Annotated in this window: 21 protein-coding genes; 10 read left to right on the forward strand and 11 right to left on the reverse strand. The window is 58.3% G+C overall.

The features are described 5' to 3' along the window. Positions 1–16: 16 nt before the first annotated feature. A complete protein-coding gene (locus tag FE781_RS09835; protein ID WP_138789452.1) occupies positions 17–1,267 on the reverse strand; it encodes an MFS transporter in 1,251 nt (416 codons plus the stop codon). A gap of 342 nt (positions 1,268–1,609) precedes the next feature. On the opposite strand from FE781_RS09835, the gene FE781_RS09840 reads away from it, so the two are divergent. The 3 genes from FE781_RS09840 (at position 1,610) to FE781_RS17995 (ending at position 3,259) form a co-directional block, all read left to right on the forward strand. Further along, a complete protein-coding gene (locus FE781_RS09840; RefSeq protein WP_138789453.1) occupies positions 1,610–1,960 on the forward strand; it encodes a coiled-coil domain-containing protein in 351 nt (116 codons plus the stop codon). Next, the gene (locus FE781_RS09845) at positions 1,957–3,033 is read left to right on the forward strand and encodes a phosphodiester glycosidase family protein (RefSeq protein WP_138789454.1); all 1,077 of its coding nucleotides are present in this window, start codon (positions 1,957–1,959) and stop codon (positions 3,031–3,033) included. The genes FE781_RS09840 and FE781_RS09845 overlap by 4 nt, the downstream gene beginning before the upstream one ends. Before the next feature lie 91 nt (positions 3,034–3,124). Continuing rightward, positions 3,125–3,259 carry a hypothetical protein gene (locus tag FE781_RS17995; RefSeq protein ID WP_281281890.1) on the forward strand — a complete coding sequence of 45 codons (135 nt, stop codon included), beginning with the start codon at positions 3,125–3,127 and terminating at the stop codon, positions 3,257–3,259. 95 nt (positions 3,260–3,354) lie between these two features. Here FE781_RS17995 and FE781_RS09850 read toward each other — a convergent pair whose 3' ends face one another. Together FE781_RS09850 and trmL are read right to left on the reverse strand one after the other, a co-directional pair. Beyond that, entirely contained in the window at positions 3,355–3,606 is a 252-nt protein-coding gene (locus FE781_RS09850; protein WP_138789455.1) for an AbrB/MazE/SpoVT family DNA-binding domain-containing protein, read from the reverse strand. A 115-nt stretch (positions 3,607–3,721) separates the two neighbouring features. Further along, the gene (trmL, locus tag FE781_RS09855; protein ID WP_138789456.1) at positions 3,722–4,186 is read right to left on the reverse strand and encodes a tRNA (uridine(34)/cytosine(34)/5-carboxymethylaminomethyluridine(34)-2'-O)-methyltransferase TrmL; all 465 of its coding nucleotides are present in this window, start codon (positions 4,184–4,186) and stop codon (positions 3,722–3,724) included. Between the two features lie 142 nt (positions 4,187–4,328). Here trmL and FE781_RS09860 point away from each other — a divergent pair, with 142 nt between their 5' ends. Together FE781_RS09860 and FE781_RS09865 are read left to right on the forward strand one after the other, a co-directional pair. Then, positions 4,329–5,051 carry a response regulator transcription factor gene (locus FE781_RS09860; protein ID WP_138789457.1) on the forward strand — a complete coding sequence of 241 codons (723 nt, stop codon included), beginning with the start codon at positions 4,329–4,331 and terminating at the stop codon, positions 5,049–5,051. A 107-nt stretch (positions 5,052–5,158) separates the two neighbouring features. Next, positions 5,159–5,830, forward strand: coding sequence for a DUF6483 family protein (locus FE781_RS09865; RefSeq protein ID WP_138789458.1), 672 nt, complete (start codon positions 5,159–5,161; stop codon positions 5,828–5,830). Between the two features lie 78 nt (positions 5,831–5,908). Here the strand turns inward: FE781_RS09865 and serC are convergent, their stop codons facing one another. Beyond that, on the reverse strand, positions 5,909–6,997 hold the full coding sequence (gene serC / locus FE781_RS09870; protein ID WP_138789459.1) for a 3-phosphoserine/phosphohydroxythreonine transaminase: 1,089 nt from the start codon (positions 6,995–6,997) through the stop codon (positions 5,909–5,911). Positions 6,998–7,263: 266 nt separating this feature from the next. On the opposite strand from serC, the gene FE781_RS09875 reads away from it, so the two are divergent. The 3 genes from FE781_RS09875 to FE781_RS09890 all read left to right on the forward strand — a co-directional run bounded on the left by FE781_RS09875 (position 7,264) and on the right by FE781_RS09890 (position 10,200). Continuing rightward, a complete protein-coding gene (locus FE781_RS09875) occupies positions 7,264–8,004 on the forward strand; it encodes a hypothetical protein (protein WP_138789460.1) in 741 nt (246 codons plus the stop codon). A gap of 183 nt (positions 8,005–8,187) precedes the next feature. Next, positions 8,188–8,721, forward strand: coding sequence for a MogA/MoaB family molybdenum cofactor biosynthesis protein (locus tag FE781_RS09880; protein WP_138789461.1), 534 nt, complete (start codon positions 8,188–8,190; stop codon positions 8,719–8,721). A 51-nt stretch (positions 8,722–8,772) separates the two neighbouring features. Next, positions 8,773–10,200: a TIGR03943 family putative permease subunit gene (locus FE781_RS09890; protein ID WP_379252083.1), complete on the forward strand. Its 1,428-nt coding sequence runs from the start codon at positions 8,773–8,775 to the stop codon at positions 10,198–10,200. A 59-nt stretch (positions 10,201–10,259) separates the two neighbouring features. Here the strand turns inward: FE781_RS09890 and FE781_RS09895 are convergent, their stop codons facing one another. After that, complete coding sequence (locus FE781_RS09895; protein WP_170209502.1) at positions 10,260–11,144, reverse strand: WG repeat-containing protein; 885 nt, start codon at positions 11,142–11,144, stop codon at positions 10,260–10,262. A 532-nt stretch (positions 11,145–11,676) separates the two neighbouring features. Between FE781_RS09895 and FE781_RS09900 the strand changes: the two genes are divergently transcribed. Continuing rightward, the gene (locus tag FE781_RS09900) at positions 11,677–12,294 is read left to right on the forward strand and encodes a hypothetical protein (RefSeq protein WP_138789463.1); all 618 of its coding nucleotides are present in this window, start codon (positions 11,677–11,679) and stop codon (positions 12,292–12,294) included. Between the two features lie 92 nt (positions 12,295–12,386). On the opposite strand, the gene FE781_RS09905 is transcribed toward FE781_RS09900, so the two are convergent. From FE781_RS09905 to FE781_RS09915, 3 genes are read right to left on the reverse strand one after another with little or no spacing between them, the layout of a single operon-like run. Beyond that, entirely contained in the window at positions 12,387–13,232 is an 846-nt protein-coding gene (locus FE781_RS09905) for a sugar phosphate isomerase/epimerase family protein (protein WP_138789464.1), read from the reverse strand. 28 nt (positions 13,233–13,260) lie between these two features. After that, complete coding sequence (locus tag FE781_RS09910; protein ID WP_138789465.1) at positions 13,261–14,136, reverse strand: sugar phosphate isomerase/epimerase family protein; 876 nt, start codon at positions 14,134–14,136, stop codon at positions 13,261–13,263. A gap of 40 nt (positions 14,137–14,176) precedes the next feature. Next, positions 14,177–15,238: a Gfo/Idh/MocA family protein gene (locus tag FE781_RS09915; protein WP_138789466.1), complete on the reverse strand. Its 1,062-nt coding sequence runs from the start codon at positions 15,236–15,238 to the stop codon at positions 14,177–14,179. 94 nt (positions 15,239–15,332) lie between these two features. On the opposite strand from FE781_RS09915, the gene FE781_RS09920 reads away from it, so the two are divergent. Continuing rightward, entirely contained in the window at positions 15,333–16,205 is an 873-nt protein-coding gene (locus tag FE781_RS09920) for a helix-turn-helix domain-containing protein (protein WP_246068131.1), read from the forward strand. 47 nt (positions 16,206–16,252) lie between these two features. Here the strand turns inward: FE781_RS09920 and FE781_RS09925 are convergent, their stop codons facing one another. The 3 genes from FE781_RS09925 to FE781_RS09935 form a co-directional block, all read right to left on the reverse strand. Continuing rightward, positions 16,253–16,522: an aspartyl-phosphate phosphatase Spo0E family protein gene (locus FE781_RS09925; RefSeq protein WP_138789467.1), complete on the reverse strand. Its 270-nt coding sequence runs from the start codon at positions 16,520–16,522 to the stop codon at positions 16,253–16,255. Positions 16,523–16,695: 173 nt separating this feature from the next. Beyond that, positions 16,696–17,862: an aminotransferase class I/II-fold pyridoxal phosphate-dependent enzyme gene (locus tag FE781_RS09930; protein ID WP_211346341.1), complete on the reverse strand. Its 1,167-nt coding sequence runs from the start codon at positions 17,860–17,862 to the stop codon at positions 16,696–16,698. 82 nt (positions 17,863–17,944) lie between these two features. Further along, complete coding sequence (locus FE781_RS09935; RefSeq protein ID WP_138789469.1) at positions 17,945–18,436, reverse strand: Lrp/AsnC family transcriptional regulator; 492 nt, start codon at positions 18,434–18,436, stop codon at positions 17,945–17,947. Between the last annotated feature and the right edge of the window lie 106 nt (positions 18,437–18,542).

The raw sequence follows: 18,542 nt of genomic DNA on the forward strand, positions 1-18,542 counted from the left end.
CATTTTGTTTCATATTTTATGTTGCAGAGTGTCCAGCGTCGTCCGGCTGCCCGCTTATCCCTCCGTTGCGATCGATCCAGATCGCCATCGTAAACTGCGCCAGCGAAGCCGCGACGATCACCCACGGCAGCCAGACCGAATCCGGGCCGTCCGCGATCGCAACCAGAGCGAAGATCGAGACGACGCGGCCGATGTTAAGGAACGTCTCCCGGATCACAACCGCCTCGATCGCCAATTGTCCCTTCAGCGGCAACTGCGCGACCAACCGATAATAATAGGAATTTAACGTGTTGCTGTACAGCGGATTGATCAGCGCATGCAGCAGCATGAACATGACGACGGTGAACAGATCGACCCCGAGCGTCAGCAGCAGCGCCGCCGCGGAGAAGCCTGCCGCCCCGATCACCAGATATAGCCGGGCGTGCCGTTCCCGGGCAGCTCTCGTCATTCCCAGACTGACTCCGATCGACACGAGCGAGCAGATCGCTCCGACGTACCCGATCCATTGTTCGTCGGGAAGCGCTTTATATAATAAGATGTTGGGCAAAAACAGCATAATGCCCTGCAACGTGCCCAACGTCAGAAAAGCCATCAAGCTTCCGCGCCACAGCTTTTGCTTGCGGAGCAGCAACCCTGCGAATTTCAGGTAATACGCGTGATGATGGGTCTGGACGGCCCGAATCCGCAGGCTGGCGACGGTGGTCAGCAAATACATGACAAACGCGAAAGAAAACACGATGATATATCCGCGGAGCCCTTCGTTCCAGGCGATGATCCATCCCGCCAGCATCGGTCCGACGAGTCCGGCCGCCGTAAACGCTATCATATTGAACCCCATATACCGGATGCGGTTCTGCTCCGTCGAGACGTCGTACATAATCGTCAAATAGGCGGACCAGTAGAAGGAACTGGCCAAAGCGGCAAAGACGGCGAACAACGGATACCAGTCCACCACCGATTCGCGGACGATAATGACGAGCAGATAAAACAGCGCCGTCAGCGCGACGCCGATCCGCAGAGCGATCACGCGGTCCATCTTTTTGGAGACCCAACCGCCCAGCGCAAACGCGAACGGGGTCAACGAATACGCGATGATGTTGTACAACCCGTTCACCCACAAGCTTTCGGTCAGCCGCCATAAATACAGGTTGAGAAACAGCCCCGCCATATTCGAACCGAGGATGAAAAAAAAGTGCACGATCAAAGAGGTGACGGCTTCGGCCGACAGCCTCTTCTCCGGCGGCAACGCCGCTCTTCTGGGCCACATCAATTACCAGCTCCGTTTCAGTCCCGTGTTGTCGAATTTTCGGTTTCCTTCTATGCCCAATCGATATCATCATAGCACGATCGGAACCGAATCGCACGACCGGAAACGCGGCGGAGGCGCACTTGGAATTGCTCTTGACCCCGGCAAATCGCTCTCGGCACCGTCCGATAGCGTTGCCGTCCGGCCCGGAAATCGGTACAATAGAAGCTGCCGACTTTTGTCGAGGCTGGAAAATAGGGAATGAGGAGGAAATTCGACATGTCCATGCCGCTTGAAGCCGCAAGTCGTTCGACGGCGCCTAAACGGACAAGTCGCTCAGTCGGCCCGGGGAAACGGGCATATGTGCTGTTTTCAATCGGCTGGTTCCTGCTCATCGGCCTTGGCGCGGGAGGGACCATGCTCTACACGGACCATCTCCGGGCCAAGACTGCTGCGGAATTGTCCGCCCAGACGCAATCGCAGATCAACGAGATGAAAGCCCAATACGACAGCCGTTTCAATGAATTGCAGACCGCCACCTCCCAGGAGCTGGCCGCCCTCCAAACCAAGGTGGACAAGCTGAACGAGCTTCTTGCGTTTGCGAAGGACAGCATGAGCGACAAGACGGACAACAGCAACCAGCTCTATACGCAACTGGAGGAAGTCCGCAAGCAGCTCGACGAATTAAAAAGCAATCTGGATGTGCTGAAATGACGCTGCGCATGTTTAATCGAATGATGCTGCTCGGAACCGCGCCGTTCCTGGGCATGCTCGCCTGGCTGCTGATAGCGGGCTGGTCCTTGACGATGCCGAGTCTGGACGGGATCAAGCCGACCGCCGAGCTCGACGCCGACCGGGCGGCCAAGTCGGCCGCGCTCGCCTCGTCCTTCGATTCGGCCGCCCAGCAAGCCGGAGAAACCGGCGGACTCCTTGAACGGTTTTATCAATTGTACGAACAGAGCGGCAAAACGGCCAACGCCATGGTCCAGACGGCGACCGCGGCCAAGCAGCGGCCGGAACTGATCTTCGAGAACCGCATCTCTTCGGTGATCGGCCGCGCGCGCAAGCATGTGTCCGGACCGAATATCGACTTGAAGCTGTATCCGTTCAGCCAACCCGCTTACTCCGGCTACGCGATGAAGGTGCGACTGAAAACCGGGGACGCGATGAAGATGGTGCTCGGCCAGGACAAAGTGCCCGGGAGCGAGACGACGCTGTCGGCCGTCAAGCGGTACGGCGCCGTCGCCGGCATCAACGCGGGGGGCTTCGCCGACGATTCCCGCGGCAGAAGGTATCCGCTCAGCGCCACCGTCTATAACGGCAAATTCGTGTATGACGCCGACCCGACCGCCGGGGACGAGCTGGTCTTCGTCGGACTGGACATGAACAACAGGCTGGTCGGCACCCGTTATTCATCGAACCAAGAAATCCAAGCCCTGAATCCGAAATTCGGCGCAAGCTTCGTGCCCGTGCTGCTCAAAGGCGGCGAGAAGCAGCCGATTCCCGCCAAATGGCAGAACAGCCCCGCGAGGGCTCCGAGAACCGTCGTCGGATCGTTCTCGAACGGACAGCTTTTGTTTATCGTCACGGACGGACGCAACGAAAACGGCAGCTCCGGAGCGACGCTTGCCGAACTGCAGGATCTGATGCTTCGCATGAGAATCCGGGACGCCTACAACCTCGACGGCGGCGGTTCCTCGACGCTCGTATTCGACGGACAGTTGATCAACAGTCCGTCCGACGGCCGCATGCGTGCGCTGCCGACCCACTTTTTGTTTTACAAATAATTGATTATCCCGGTCTCGTTCACATTTTCGCCATTTTTCATTTTGGGCGCTCTAGGATATACTATACTCAAGATACTTGGGGGTGTTACGCATGCTGAACGCGTTCAAAGCGGGAATGGATATCGTTCAAGGATCGGCCTTCTGGTTGATTATGCTGGTATTCGCGATGTTCCTTGTCGCCATCTGCACCGCTGCCTATAACGACGACAAAACCGCAGGTCTGTGATCGGCTGATAACCGCCTGCAGCAAGCAAAGCGCCCGGACGCTCGCCATCGAGCATCCGGGCGCTTTTGCTTTTGCGGCCGCTGCCGCTTGTCCCGCTACAGGCGTATGTACTGAACCAGTTCGCCCATGCAGGAACGGCAAATGTACTTTTCCCGGTATTCCGAGATGTGCTCCGTCGAACTGCAGAAGATGCACTTCGGGCGATAGCGTTCCAGAAGAATGTTGTCCCCCTGGACCAAAATCTCGACCGGGTCCCCTTCATTCATGCGGTATCTCTTGCGAAGCGATTTGGGCAATACAATCCGACCCAGTTGGTCGACTTTACGGACGACGCCAGCCGGCCTCATCCAACTTCACCTCACTTCACGTTCGCCGACGTTGTCGGCTCCACCACCAATTCGCTGCCGGGTGGCGTTTTTCCTGCTAAACCGGGAAGAAAAGCGATTTTTCTTCCCTGACGGTTCAGTTCAGCCCCTCGAACCCGGTTTGCCGAAGCGCTTCGTACAGCACGATGGCCGCCGCGTTGGACAAATTCAGCGACCTTACCGCATCGCCGATCGGAATGCGGATCGCCGTCTCCTCGTTCCGGCGAATCAACTCCTCCGGCAGTCCCTTCGTTTCCTTGCCGAACACAAGAAAGTCGCCGTCGCGGAATTGGACGTTCGCGTACGTACGTTTGGCTTTGGTCGACGCGTAATAAAAACGCGAGCCCGCATACCGCTCCAGCACCTCGTCGAAGCTCTCGTGCACCTCCAGCTTGACGGACGGCCAGTAGTCGAGCCCCGCCCTCTTCAGTTCCCGGTCGGCGATGGAAAAGCCCAGCGGCTTGACCAGGTGCAGCCATGTGCCCGTCGCCGCGCACGTTCGCGAGATATTGCCCGTGTTGGCCGGGATCTCCGGCTCCACCAGCACGATATGAAAAGCCATGATGACTCGCTCTCCTTCCACAATCTCCTATTATACACGATCCCCGGCCGCCGCCAACGGAATTTTACATCGGGTTTACGCTTTCTTAATATCGTCCTGATCTACTCCTTCCATAATGAAATTCGAAAGGAACGTGATCCCCATGACGACAACGAAGAAAAAAATTCTGGTGGTCGACGACGAGCCTTCCATTTCGAAATTGATCGAATTTAACCTGAAGCTGGTCGGTTATGAGGTCAACTGCGTATACGACGGCACGTCGGTATTCGACGCGATCCACACGTTCCGGCCGGATCTTATTGTGCTCGATCTGATGCTGCCCGGTACGGACGGCATTCAGATATGCCGCAAGCTTCGCGGCGAAGGCAATCAGGTTCCGATCATCATGCTCACCGCGCTGCAGGATTTGTCCGACAAGATCGCCGGCCTCGACAACGGCGCCGACGATTATATGACGAAGCCGTTCAGCCCGCAGGAACTGATCTCCCGCATTCAGGCGATCATGCGGCGGCTTCGGATGATGCCCGGCATGCAGGAGCAAGCACCGATCCGGATCGGCTCCCTGCATATCCGTCCCGACCAACGGGAGGCGCTCCTGGACGATAAGCCGGTCGATCTGACGCCCAAGGAATTCGAATTGCTGCTGTTCCTGTGCCGTCACCGCGGACGGGTGCTGAGCCGCCAGCAGTTGCTGCACGGCGTCTGGGATTACCATTTCCTCGGAGATACGCGAATCGTCGACGTGCACATCAGCCACCTGCGCGACAAGATCGAACGCAACGCGAAGCAGCCGGAGTTGATCGTCACGGTCCGCAACGTCGGCTATAAGCTTGTCGACCCGTCCGCCAACAAAGGTCTGGCCTGACCGCCGAGGCGGCGTTCCGTGCCCGATTCGCCCGCTTCGAAACTTCCGGCGGCTTCCCGGCGTAAAATTAGGATGTCCGGATGTTTTTTTTCGAAGGGGCGATCTGTGTGTACCAACGCGACTATATTTTACGATTGATCGAACAGATGACCGGCATGCTGGGCAAGATGCTGGGCCTGCAGCACGAGGAGAAGCATGAAGAGGCATTGACGCTGATCGACGAGACGCTGAAGCGGATGTTCGGCCTGAACCGCAAGCTGATCGGCGGGCTGCCCGAGCGCGAGCTGCTTGAATTGCTGCAGCAAAACGGATTGACCGACAACGGGAAGCTGTGGAGTGTGGCTAAGCTGCTGGACACGGAAGCGGATTCCTTGGAGGAATTGGGCGACGCGGATGCGGCCGAACGATCCCGTGAGAAATCGCTGTATCTGTTGCTGGTGCTGCATCGGCAAGATCCGGGCGAAGCGCTTCAGGAAGAAGTCTCGAGCGCTGCGGAGTCGCTGCTGATCCGGCTGAACGCCATCGACCTGCCCACCGACACGCTGGAGCTGCTGTTCCCGTACCTGGAAGAAACCGGACGGTTCGCCAAAGCTGAGGATGTATTGTTCGAGCTGCTGGAGCGGGCCGACAGCGAGAGCGAACGAGCCAAGCGGATTGAGAGCGGACGCGCCTTTTACGAACGGTTGGCGGCGTTGGACGAGGAACGGTTATCTGCCGGAGGCTTGTCGCCGGAGGAAGTGCGGCAAGGCCTCTCCGACTTGCAGGAAGCGCGGGCGTAGTACCGGCGCCCGGCGCGCGCGGCATAAGGAAAAGCCCCGAACGGCTCAGGGCCGTTACGGGGCTTTTTTCGGCTTGGGTTAACCGTTGCGGCGTTGAAAGTCCGCCATAAATTCCGCCAGAGCGGCGCAGCTTTCGCGCGGTACGGCATTATACGTCGAGGCGCGCATATGGCCGACTTCGCGGTGTCCTTTCAGTCCGATGAAGCCCGCTTCTTGCGCTTCCTTCAGAAATTGCTTCTCCAGCGCCTCGTCTTCGATCGCGAACGTTATGTTCATGATCGAACGGCTGTCGCGGTCCACCAGCCCTTTGTAAAATCCGCCGCTGTTGTCGATCGCCTGATAGATGAGATCGGTTTTTTCGCGGTTGTACTGTTCGATCGCCGCAACGCCGCCTTTTGCTTTGATCCATTTCAGCACGAGATTGACCATATAAACCGAATACGCCGGCGGCGTGTTGTAGAGCGAATTCGCTTTCGCGTGCGTGTCGTAACGCAGCATGGTCGGGACGTTTTTCGGGCTTTCGGCCAGCAGTTCCTCGCGAGCCAGCACGACCGTCACGCCGGACGGGCCGAGGTTTTTCTGCGCGCCGGCATAAATCAGCGAGAATTTCGACACATCGATCGGACGGCACAAAATATCGCTCGACATGTCGGCAATAAGCGGGACCTTGCCCGTATCCGGGTACTCGTGGAACTGCACGCCGCCGATCGTCTCGTTCGACGTGATGTGCAGGTAAGCCCAATTGTCGTCCACGTGAATTTCCGACGGCTTCGGCATGCGGCGGTATCCGTCCGCCTCCGTCGAAGCGGCGATCGCCACCTCGCCGATCAGCTTCGCTTCCTTGATCGCTTTGTTGGCCCAGCTTCCCGTGGCGACATAACCCGCCGTACGGCCCGGCGTCAGCAGATTGAGCGGGATCATCGAGAATTGCGTGCTTGCCCCGCCTTGCAGGAACAACGTCTTGTAGCCTGCCGGAACACCCAGCAATTCCTTCAGCAGCTCTTGCGTCTCGTCGTTGATCTGCTCGTATTCCTTGCTGCGGTGCGATATTTCCATGATCGACATGCCGATCCCTTTGTAATCAACGAATTCGGCTTGTGCCTGCTCCAGCACTTCCAGCGGCAGCGCAGCCGGGCCGGCGTTGAAATTGTAAGCGCGTTTTGCCATGGTTGGACCTCTTTCTGGACAATTTATGGTTATGGTTATGATAGCAGGATTCCCCCTTGACATCAACCCTCGGAAAGCCCGCCGCACGCGCCGCCGCAAGGAATTTGCGGGACCGGACGGACGCTGCGCCGGAACCGTCCCGGCGCGGAACGATACGCGGCCATTATTTTACCGGGAGCTTCAATAATTTGTGGCGATATGTGGCAACCTACTCGTTGCGGGCATTTTCACGGCCAAACACCCAATTGACGAGGAGGAGTCCCAAAATGAATCGACGCACATGGAAGTTGGCCGCCGTACCGGCCATGCTGGCAATCGCGTTAAGCGTCCCCTCCGCCGTTTTCGCCGCCGAACCGCAAGACGAAGCGGGGATATCGGCGTCGGCGGAACACCCGAAAGGCCATTACCGCCGCTCCGCGATGGGAATCGTCTCGGCCAGCGCGCACGAGACGATGTATTTGACGCTGCTGTCCGAGAAATATTCGCCCGAATCCGCGGCCGCCTGGAAGGAAGCTGCGGCGGAACGCAGCCGTCTCCGCGCCGAGATCCGCAAGCTGAAGGAATCCGACGGCTGGCGCAAGCTGCACGATCCGGACGACGATCTGCACAAGGAAGGCGTCAAGCCGGAGGAAGGCAAATTTGAAGGCAAGCCCGAGGAGAAAGGCAAAGCCGGGGAAAAAGGCAAGTCCGAGGGCAAAGGCAAATGGTGGGGCGATAAAAGCCGATCCGAAAGCAAAGGCAAAACCGGGGAGAAAGGCAAAGCCGAGGGCAAAGGCAAACCCGAGGAAAAAGGAAAATCCGAAGGCAAAGGAAGCCTGCAGGACGAACGGAGCGAAGCCCGCGAATCGCTCCGTCAGGTCCATGAACAATTCACCAAAGCGGTCGAATCCGGCGACGCCGCCCAGATCAAGGCCGCGCTCGCCGACTTCCTTCCGGTGTACAAGCAGTGCAATCAGCATATCGCCCGGCGTCTGGACGAGATGAAGCAAAAGCTTTCGCAGGCGTAAGGGTAAGGCAATTTGCGGTGCGGCGAACGCGCCGTATGCCGGGCTGGGCAGGGGAGCGCATCCCCGGACCGGAACCGGCCATCCAACATATTGGCCGCCCCCAGAGGCGGCCACAACCAAGGGACGTGTTGATCCGGCACGTTCCTTGCGTTATTCTGGGAAGAAAAAGGAGCGTTTGATCGCATGTCCCAACCCGAAGCCAAATCGGTCGACCAGCACCGCAGCGAAGCCCCTTCCACCGTCCGCTGCATGGTCGTCACCGTATCGGATACGCGAACGCCCGACACCGACAAGAGCGGCCGGCTGATGCGCGAGCTGCTGACCGGGAACGGCTATACGGTCGCCGACTACCGGATCGTCAAGGACGACTACGAAGGCATCCGCGCCCTGCTGCGCGAAGCGTCCGAACGGCCGGATATCGAAGCCGTCCTGCTGAACGGCGGTACGGGCATCGCCCAACGCGATACGACCTTCGAAGCGGTGCGCAGCATGCTGGACAAGGAGATGCCGGGCTTCGGCGAAATTTTCCGCTATCTGAGCTACGCCGAAGACATCGGTCCGGCCGCGATCCTGAGCCGGGCGACTGCCGGCGTATGCGGACAGACGGCCGTCTTCTCGATGCCGGGCTCGTCCGGGGCCGTCAAGCTTGCGATGACCCGCATCATAATCCCGGAGCTCGGTCACGTCATGCGCGAGATCTATAAGGACCGCAAATAAAGGTTGCCCGCCTGCGATTGTCTCTTATACTAATCGTAATCAATACGGATTTTGTTCAAGCGGTTCACCCCCCGCCGCCCGATCCCCGGCATCCTGTTCGGCTGTCTGTTGGGCTTGCTGTTTCCGCTCTGCGAATGCGGCATGATCCCGATCGTGCGCCGGCTGATCCGCAAAGGTATGCAGCCGTACATAGGCGTCGTATTTATTCTGGCCGGACCGGTTCTCAATCCCGTCGTGTTTACTTCGACCTATCTCGCCTTCCGCAATCAGCCCGAGATCGCTTACGCGCGGATGGCGCTTGCGTTTATCGTCGCGTTCGCCGTCGGCATCGTCATCTGGCCAGCCACGAACACGAACACGGTCACGCACATGCCCACTCCCATCGGGGCTCAAGCTTCGTCGCGGTGCTGCTGTACGGTCAGATCGGAATCATTACCGGGAGGTGGTAGCGTGAAAAGCAACAGCTTGCGGGCTCTGCATCATGCTCTGCGGGGAGCCCTGCTGCTCGGCTTCACCGCTTATGTCTTCCTGCTCGTCAAACGCGATTCGCTGGGACTGTACATCGCGCCCGCCATGCAAACCTATATCAAATGGTCCGCCATCGGCTTGTACGCGGCCTGGAGGGCCTGGCGGGGCCGGCAATCCCATGAGGATTGCGGGCATCTGCCGACCCGCTTCGGAGGCAAGGAGGCCGCGGTGTATCTGCTGTTCGCCTTCCCTCTGCTGCTCGGCTTCCTGCTCCCCGACGCCACGATGGGCAGCGCGATGGCCGAACGCAAGGGCGTGAATCTGAACAGCGCGGCCTCCGTGAAAAAGAACGTGCCCGCGGCCGGAACCGCATCGGCAGACGCGAATGGCGCGGGCGATATTGCCGGGAACAGCGCTGACGGCCCGAACAACGCCGCTGCCGGCGCCGCTCAGCCAAGCACCCCGCCGCAGGCGGACGCGGCGAAGCCGGAGCCCGCGGATACGGCAACGCCCGGCTCGCCGTCCGGTCCGGCTCAAGCCGGTTCGGCCGGAGCGGAGCCGATCGATGCCGGCCGATTCCCTTACGACCGGTACACGGAACCGTTCGCCCGGTTCGCGCAGCAGTTGGAGCGGGAGGAGCGGATCGTCGTCAAGGACGACTTGTTTATCGAGACGCTGACGGCGCTCGATCTGTACAGCGAGCCGCTGAAGGGCCGAACCGTCCAATTGACCGGCTTCGTGTACAAGGAGGACGGCATGCCGGACAACCGCCTGGTCGTCTCGCGGTTTACGGTGCAATGCTGTTCGGCCGACGCGGCCCCTTACGGCATTCTCGTCGCCTGGGACCAGGCGGGAGCGATCGCCAAGGACACGTGGGTGACCGTTACCGGCAAGCTCACCAAGCTGGACTACAACGGCAATTCCCTGACCGCCATCCAGGCCGTCAAAATCGAGAAAACAACTCCGCCGGCCGATCCCTACGTTTATCCGAACTATGAGTTCGGCGCTTGATCGAAGAGAAATGCCGCCATCTCAGGGTCTTCCCGATGTGGCGGCATTGCATTTTCCGGCTACGGACTCGGCTCGCCGAACAAGATCTCGCCTTCCCTGGTGATATATCTGCAGTCGCCGCCTATTCGGACAAAAGCCGTGTCGTACGCGAAAGGCTGTATCACTTCATCGTATCGGGGCGGCAAAACCATCTGTCCCTTCGTATCGATAAACCCGTATTTGCCATCGACCTTTACCGCCGCCAATCCGTTATGAAAATCCTGGGCATCACGATAAACCGGGGGAATCGCCCACCGGCCGTCCTTGCCGATATATCCGTACTTTCCCCCTTGCTCTTTCACCGCTTTGGCCAAGCCGTCGTGAAACGGCCCTATATACGCGTACACCGGGTCGATGACCACTCGCATCTCCGTATTCATCGCTCCCCAGTTGTTCCCCGATCGAAACGGAGCCATGCCTTCCGAGAAGCCAAGGATGTCATCGAATCGGGATTCGGACACAGACGTCCCTTCTCTGTCGATGATCCCGTAATGCTCCGACTCCTTTACGGCGGCATACCCTTCGGCAAAAGGGTTGGCGGTGATATATTTCGGAGGAATGACCCATTGCCCCGCTGTGTCTATATATCCGGCCAATTCGGAAGCAGGATCGGTTGCGGCAGCCAACCCCTCCGAAAAGGAATGGGTGTCCCGAGCATTGAGATCGGGGAACGCGGTCTTGCCGCTATGATCGATAAAGCCGGCGCTGTCCAATCCGACTTTGCGGACGGCAGCGAACCCGCCCGAATAGGGTTGGGCCGTAAAGTACGTCTCTTCTCCCTGAACCCCCGCCGAATCCACAAATGCGTACCGGTTCTCGCCCAGCAATACGATAGCCTTTCCTTCCGAGAAATCCCGCACGTGTTCATACCGGGGCGGAATGATGAACACGCCCTCGCGATTCACGAATCCCCATTTTCCGTTGTAGGGATAAGGATACAGCTCCCGGGTCGGAATCTCTTGCGGTGCCGCTGTCGGTGCGGCAGTCGGGCTTGGAGTAGCAGGAGCAGGCGTCGCTGTCGCCGCCGGGACGGACGTTGACGCAGGAGAGAAGAGGGACTGCGTTGGTTCGGGGGAAGAATCGGACCGGCTGGAGCACCCGGCTGCCAGCAGCAAGCAAATGATCAGACTGGATGTAATCCGCTTGTTCATTTTCCCGCCTCCCTCAAGCTTTCCTTCTTGCCCATTTATCGGCCCTTAACAAAAATTTTACTCGAACACCGGAACCAACCCTGATTGCCAACGTAGAAATTACGAAAGCTTCCAGATTTGGAACATGGTTTGAAAACAGCCGACTGACATTCCATTCCGGATTCAGGAGGGATGCCGATGGAAAAATAAAAATATTTCCAGCCGATGAATCTAGTTTACGGAATAACAAGGATCATGTCTATATCCGTCCGCCGCATGCCGCAAAAATTTGGAGGGTGGTGTTCAAATGCGAGTGATCAAGAACAAATCAAGTCCGCTGTTCTTCATCCTTTTTCTTTTTTGTATGGCGCTTCTCGTTAGCGGCTGCTTCTCCGATAAGACCTCACGCGAAAACCCTTCCGCTGCCGGAACCTTCGATCAACTCCTGCCTAACATTCATCAAAATGGAACATTTGTTTTTGAAGGCTTGCCCTGGCTGATCTCCGGGCAAGAAGTGATGAATCGACAGCAATTGGTTCACGCTCCTTCGGAACAAGCCGACGTCCTGATCGTGGAAGGAAACTCTCCTACAGAGGGTCCCGTAAAACAGATAACCGTTTACAAATTCGAAGACGATCGGCTTGTATCCGGCGAATATGGGTTTCTCACGTCCGATCAAGACCGGTTTGTCGAGCTTGTCGAAGAACTTCAAGGACTGTTGTCGGAATCGCTCGGAACGCCGTTCGCAAACGATTTAAGCGTGTTGGACCCAACCGGTGATTTCGCGCGGCAAGCCAAACATGTCGCCTGGCAAGGCACCGACCGCAGTCAGTTGCGGGTGAATGTCTCAACCACTGAACAGCAGGAATATTTCCTGCACATGCAGATCGCTTCGCCCCTGCCGGAACGGCAAGGATTGCAGTAAAAAAGAACCTCCGCCCCACTTGTCGCAAGTGGTTTCGGAGGTTCCGTAAATGACGGGGAAGGCTCCCCGACCGCCGCTGCGGCGGATCGCCGTCAAGCCAGCTTCGCCAGATGCTCCCGCAAGTTTTGCAAGGAGCGTTGGGAGCCGCTTTTTTGCTCCTCGTTTGCTTCGAACTCGACCGTCAGCCAGCCGTCGTAGTCGGCCGCTTTCAGCTTGCCCAGCAGATGATCCAGCGGCACTTCGCCTTCGCCGATCGCTTTGCCGATGTAGAACGCGCCGGACAGGGAGCGGTAGCCCGGTCCGTCCTTCTCCGGATCGGCCGACAAAAAGTCCTTGGCGTGCACGTGACGGACATACGGCGCCAAAATCTCGTAAGCCTCCTCCGGACGATCGTCGACGAGCAAAAAGTTGCCCATATCGAATGTGCTCCGCAGCGCGGGAGAGCCGACCGTTTCGATCAGATCGGCCACTTGGCGTCCTTTGCCGAAGAAATAACCGTGGTTCTCCAGACACAGCACAACGCCCTTGGACTCGGCGTAAGCGGCGGCCTGCTTGAGGCCTTCGGTAATCCACGCCTTCGCCTGCTCGTCCTCGATGCCTTCCGTGCGGTCGCCGGAGAACACCCGCACCAGGTTCGCTCCGAACTCCGCCGCCAGATCCACGCTTCTCTTCACGTGCTCCAACTGCTGCTCGCGCTCCTCCGCCGTCGGCTTGGCGAAGTTGTTCGTCGCCCCGATGCAGGCCAGCTTCAGGCCCGTGCGCTCAAGCGCGGCCTTTACGGCCGGCACGTCGCGCCCGTCCTCCCAAAACTTCGGATGGTACAGCAGCTCCACGGCTTCCGCGGGGGTCGTCGCCGCGAAATTGATAAATTCCGCGTTGGTCCATTGGCCGTCCAAAATGTATTTATGGCAGCTCCATATGCTCAGCGTCAGTTTCATGATGCGCGACGCCTCCTCATCGATTCCTTTATTTGTACTGCTTGATGAACTCGACAGCTTTGCGGATGTCCTCTTCCGGATTCGTGCCGACTTCGCGTTCGATCGTCAGATAACCCGTATAGCCAATATCCTGCAGCGCCTTGAAATACGCCGGGAAATCGACATTGCCCTCGCCCAGCGGCAGCTCGCGGAACGCCGACCCGGTCGCCGCCATCTCGGCGATTTTCTCGTGGTCGAGCCCTTCCGAATCGAGCGAGCCGTATACTTCGCGCGGATCGACCTCGCGCAGGCGAATGCCGTCCTTCACATGCGTATGAACGATATAGTCCTTGAGCAGATAAACGCCTTGCACCGGATCGTCGCCGGTCACCATCACCATGTTGGCAGGGTCGAAGTTGACCGACATGCCGCGTCCGGTCAGCGTATCCAGGAATTCCTTCAGATGAGCGGCTGTCTCCGGCCCCGTCTCGATGGCGAAATAGCCGTTCACGCTGTTCGCGTACGTGCTGAGCTCCTCGCACGCTTGCTGCATGGCTGCGTAGATCTCGCTATTTTTGTCCTGCGGTATGATGCCGATATGAGTCGTCACGATATTCGTGCCGAGGTCCAGCGCCAGGTCGAGAATCCGCTTCGACTTCTCGATCTTGTCCGGATTCGCCGTTTTGTCCTGGAAGCCGTGCCCGCCGAGGTCGCCGCAGAGGGCGGAGATCTCCAGGCCGAGATCCTCGATATATTGGCGAAGCTCCCGGCGCGCCGAAGACGACAGGTTCGCCGGGTCCATCTCGCCGGACACCGCGTAGATCTGCACGCCGTCCGCGCCGACGGCCTTCGCTTTCGCGAGCGATTCGCGCAGGCCGAGCCTGAAGCTGTCGGTGATAACGCCGATTTTGTTGGTCAATTTCATATCGCGCGCACTCTCCTTTCCCTTACCGTACGGATGCCGATCAGCGGAAGCTGATCTCGCGGCCTTCCGCCGCGGACTGATAAATCGCGCCGAGAATTTTCGCCATCTCCACGCCGTCCTGCACCGGGCTGAGCGGTTCGACGCGGCCAAGGCAACTGTCGACAAAGTGGGCGATTTCCGTTTTGAATCCTTGCTCGAACTGGAACGTCAGCGAGTCGATCTGCGGGTTGACGTTCAGGATCGTGTCGTGTTTCTCAGTCACGATCACAAGCTCCGGCTCGACTTCCGCGCCGCCCTTGTCCCCGTAAAGCTTCAGGCTGAGTTCGTCCTTCTTGGCATGCAGCGTGAAGCTGACATCCACCATCATCGACGCGCCGTTCTCGAACCGGATCAGCGCGTTGGCGAGATCTTCGACTTCGTTTTTGGCCGCGTCGTAGTCGGCCGCTTTATAGAAGCTGTAGTTCTGGATATGGGCCCGGTTGCCCAGCTTCCGGTACGTGTTGCCGCTGACGGAAGCGACGCGCGGACGGCCCATCAGGTACCAAGCCAGGTCGATCGCATGCACGCCCAGATCGATCAGCGGGCCGCCTCCGGATTTCGACAGATCCGAGAACCATCCGCCCGGATTGCCGACGCGGCGCAGAATCGACGCTTTCGCGTAATAAATTTCGCCCAGATCGCCGGCATCGATAAACTTCTTCAGCACTTGGGTATTCGTGCCGTGGCGGCGGACATATCCGACCTGGAATACGCGGCCGGAAGCGGCTACCGCCCGCTCGACCTCCAGAGCCTGCTCCAAGGTTTGGCACATCGGCTTCTCGCACAGCACATGCTTGCCGGCTTGCAACGCCGCGATCGAGATTTCGGCGTGCGTGTTGTTCCAGGTGCAGATGCTGACCGCATCCACCTCGGGATTCGCCAGCAGCTCGCGATAATCGGTGTATACGAAGCGGGCTTGGTACGTCTTGGCTTTTGCCTCGGCCCGCTCGCGGTTCAGATCGCAGACGGCCACGATTTCGGTGTCCGGGTTTGCGGCGTATCCCTTGAAGTGAACTTCCGAGATGGAGCCGTTTCCAATAACGGCGACGCGCAGCTTGGACATCTCCTGTTTTCCTCCTTGGTCAATTCCAGTATATTTATAAGTAGTGCATCTCTACTAAACGTAGCATGGACTCGAACAGAGAGGAATGTACGTCATGGCCACTGTCATGGACTATAGAATCAGCCCTTACCCGCTGCGTCTGGCGGATCTGAAGGTCGACCCCGGCAAGCTGCTGATGAAATCGCTTCAGATCACGAACGTCGGCCATCTGCCGGGGCGCACGCTGCAGAACCATCGGAAAAGATTCCATCAATGGGCTCTCGTATACATTTCCGGCGGCGAGGGTTATTACCAGATCGGGGACGAGCCCCGGCAGCACGTGCGGGCGGGTTCTTTCTTCTGGCTGTATCCGGGTGTCGAATTCAGCTACGGCCCTTTTGACGGCGGCTATTGGGACGAGCATTATTTCACGCTGCTGGGGCCTCGGGTGGAGGAATGGATACGGGATTGGGACATCGACAGGAGCTTGGTGCATCATGCGGAGGTTAACGAATCGTTCTTCGGCAAGATGGAATATATATACAGACTGATGGAAAGCGGCATACCGGCCGACGCCGACCGCGCCGCCATCCGGCTGGAGTCCTTTCTGTACGAGCTGGCGACAAGCTCCCGCGCCCCCCGAATCGAAGGGCGGACGCAGCGCACGCTGGCGATCATCGAAGACATCACCTCTTCGCTGCGGGAGCCGCTGGATGCCCGCAAGCTGGCGGAGCGGCACCATATCTCGCTGCAGACGCTTCGGCGCACCGTGCAGGAATTCACCGGGTATCCCCTGAACGAATATGTGCACCGGCTCAAGATGGCGGAGGCCAAAAACATCATGATCAACTCCGACCTGCAGATCAAGGAAGTGGCCGAAGCGCTCGGATACCGGGACGAGTTTTATTTCTCGCGGTTGTTCAAAAAAATCGTCGGCGTCGCGCCCAAGCATTACCGGATGGAGATGCTGGCCGGGAAGCACACGTGAGACGCTTGCAGAAAAAAACCGGCTGCGGATGACCGCAACCGGTTTGTCTATTCGTTTTTGCGCGTCAGACGCATGTAAAGGTTGATTTTTTCGTCTAATCTCGTGCTGAGAGAAACGACAAGTTCCGCGGTTAAGGCTTGCTCTGTCAAAAACGCTTGCTCCATCTGAACCCGAAGCTCACGAATTTCGTCTTCAAGCGCCGTCAGGGACACGCGGTCTTCCGGACGGCTCCGTTCCGACCAAATCGCCCAGCCGGGACGATCTTCCTTCAGGAATTGCCCAGCGGGTAAACCGGCATAAGAAACTTGCAGTCTCATGTTTCGTCCCTCCCGCTCCCAGCGCTACGTCGCTGCCGATCATCCCTGCTATGGACTAAGCATGTATTCTTCATTTCCCTGCGAACGTTATGTCCAGTATACCAGATATTTGAAGATTGCGGAAGGGTAATCGTCGAAAATCGCTGGATGATAGATACAATTCCTACAGATCTCTACACCATTTTACATTTTTCAAGGAATTTGCCGATACGCTCCAGCGCCTCCAGCAGCTCGGAGACAGACCGCGCATAGGAACAACGGATGAATCCTTCGCCTCCCGCTCCGAAGATGTGGCCGGGTACGGCGGCGACTTTGCCTTCGGAGATGAGGCGCACGCAGAACTCTTCGGAAGTCATGCCGGTCGACTGAATCGACGGGAACGCGTAAAATGCTCCCTGCGGCTCGTGGCATTGCAGTCCGAGCTCGCGGAATCCCTTGACGATCAGGCGCCGGCGTTGGTTGTAGGAATCGACCATCCGATCCTTCTCTTCCATGCCGTTTTTAAGCGCTTCAAGCGCCGCGACCTGCCCCATCACGGGAGCGCACATCACGGTATATTGGTGAATCTTGAGCATCGCCCCGATCAGGTCGGGATGTCCGCAAGCATAACCCATGCGCCAGCCGGTCATCGCAAACGCTTTGGAGAAGCCGCTGACGAGAATCGTGCGTTCCTTCATGCCCGGCAGGCTCGCGAACGACACGTGCTTGGAGCCGTAAGTCAATTCCGCGTAGATCTCGTCGGAGATGACGATCAGGTCGTGCTCCTCGACGATTTTCGCGATCGGCAGCCAGTCCTCGTAGGTCATGATGCCCCCCGTCGGATTGCTCGGGTAGCAGAGAATCAGCACCTTGGACCTGGGGGTCAGCTTCGCCTTCAGCAAATCCGGGCGCAGCTTGAACTGATCGGCGGCGTACGTCTCGATGCTGACCGGAGTTCCTCCGGAGAGCGACGTAATCGGGATATACGGGATATAACAGGGCTCCGGCACCAGCACCTCGTCGCCGGGAGAGACCAAGGCGCGCAAGGCGAGATCGATCGCTTCGCTGCCGCCGATCGTCACGAGAACCTCTCGGGCCGGGTCGTACGAGACTTGGAATTCACGGTCGAGATATTCCGCTATAGCCTCCCGCAGTTCGGGTATCCCCGCGTTCGGCGTGTAGGTCGTGCGTCCCCGCTCCAGCGCGACAACCGCCGCGTCGCGGACATGCCACGGCGTCACGAAATCGGGTTCGCCTACGCCGAGGGAGATGACGTCTTTGCTTCCGCTGGCCAAATCGAAAAAGCGCCGGATTCCCGAGGGAGGAATGTCCCGTACGATCGGCGCCAAAAAGTCCTTCATTGATTCGCGTTTCGCGCGAAATTGGACGGTGGAAGTCGTCGTTTCCTGCGATTGACTCATGACTCATTCAACCTTCTTTTCGTCACGGCGACACGATCATGCGGTGATCGTCCTGGCGATCCTCGAATATCGTGCCGTCTTGTTTGTATTTTTTAAGGATGAAATTCGTTTTGGTCGACAATACCCGGTCCAGAGGAGACAGCTTGTTGGAGACGAACGACGCGACCTCCTTGAGGTTTTTGCCCTCGACTTCCACGAGCAAGTCGTACGCCCCGGACATCAGGTACACGGATTTCACTTCCGGGTACAAATAAATGCGTTCGGCGATGGCGTCGAAGCCGCGGCCGCGCTCGGGCGTAATCTGCACCTCGATCAGAGCGATCACTTTCTCTTCGTCGACTTTGCTCCAGTTGACGACGGTCGAATATTTGACGATGACCTTCTCGTCCTCCAGCTCCGCAACCGCCCGGCGCACCTGCTCCTCGGTCACGTCCAAGAGGGTCGCGAGCTGAGGAACGCTCCGGCGGGAGTCTTCCTTCAGCAGCTCGAGAACCTTTAATTTCAATTCGTTCAAAGGGATCTCCTCCTTTTAACCACTATACAATGAATTGCCTGTTCCTGCAAAGCCAAAATCCGAACGTTCCCGCCGCAAAAAACGCGCCGGAGCGGCGTTCGGCGCC

The sequence above is a fragment of the Paenibacillus thermoaerophilus genome, from assembly GCF_005938195.1.
Taxonomy (GTDB): domain Bacteria; phylum Bacillota; class Bacilli; order Paenibacillales; family Reconciliibacillaceae; genus Paenibacillus_W; species Paenibacillus_W thermoaerophilus.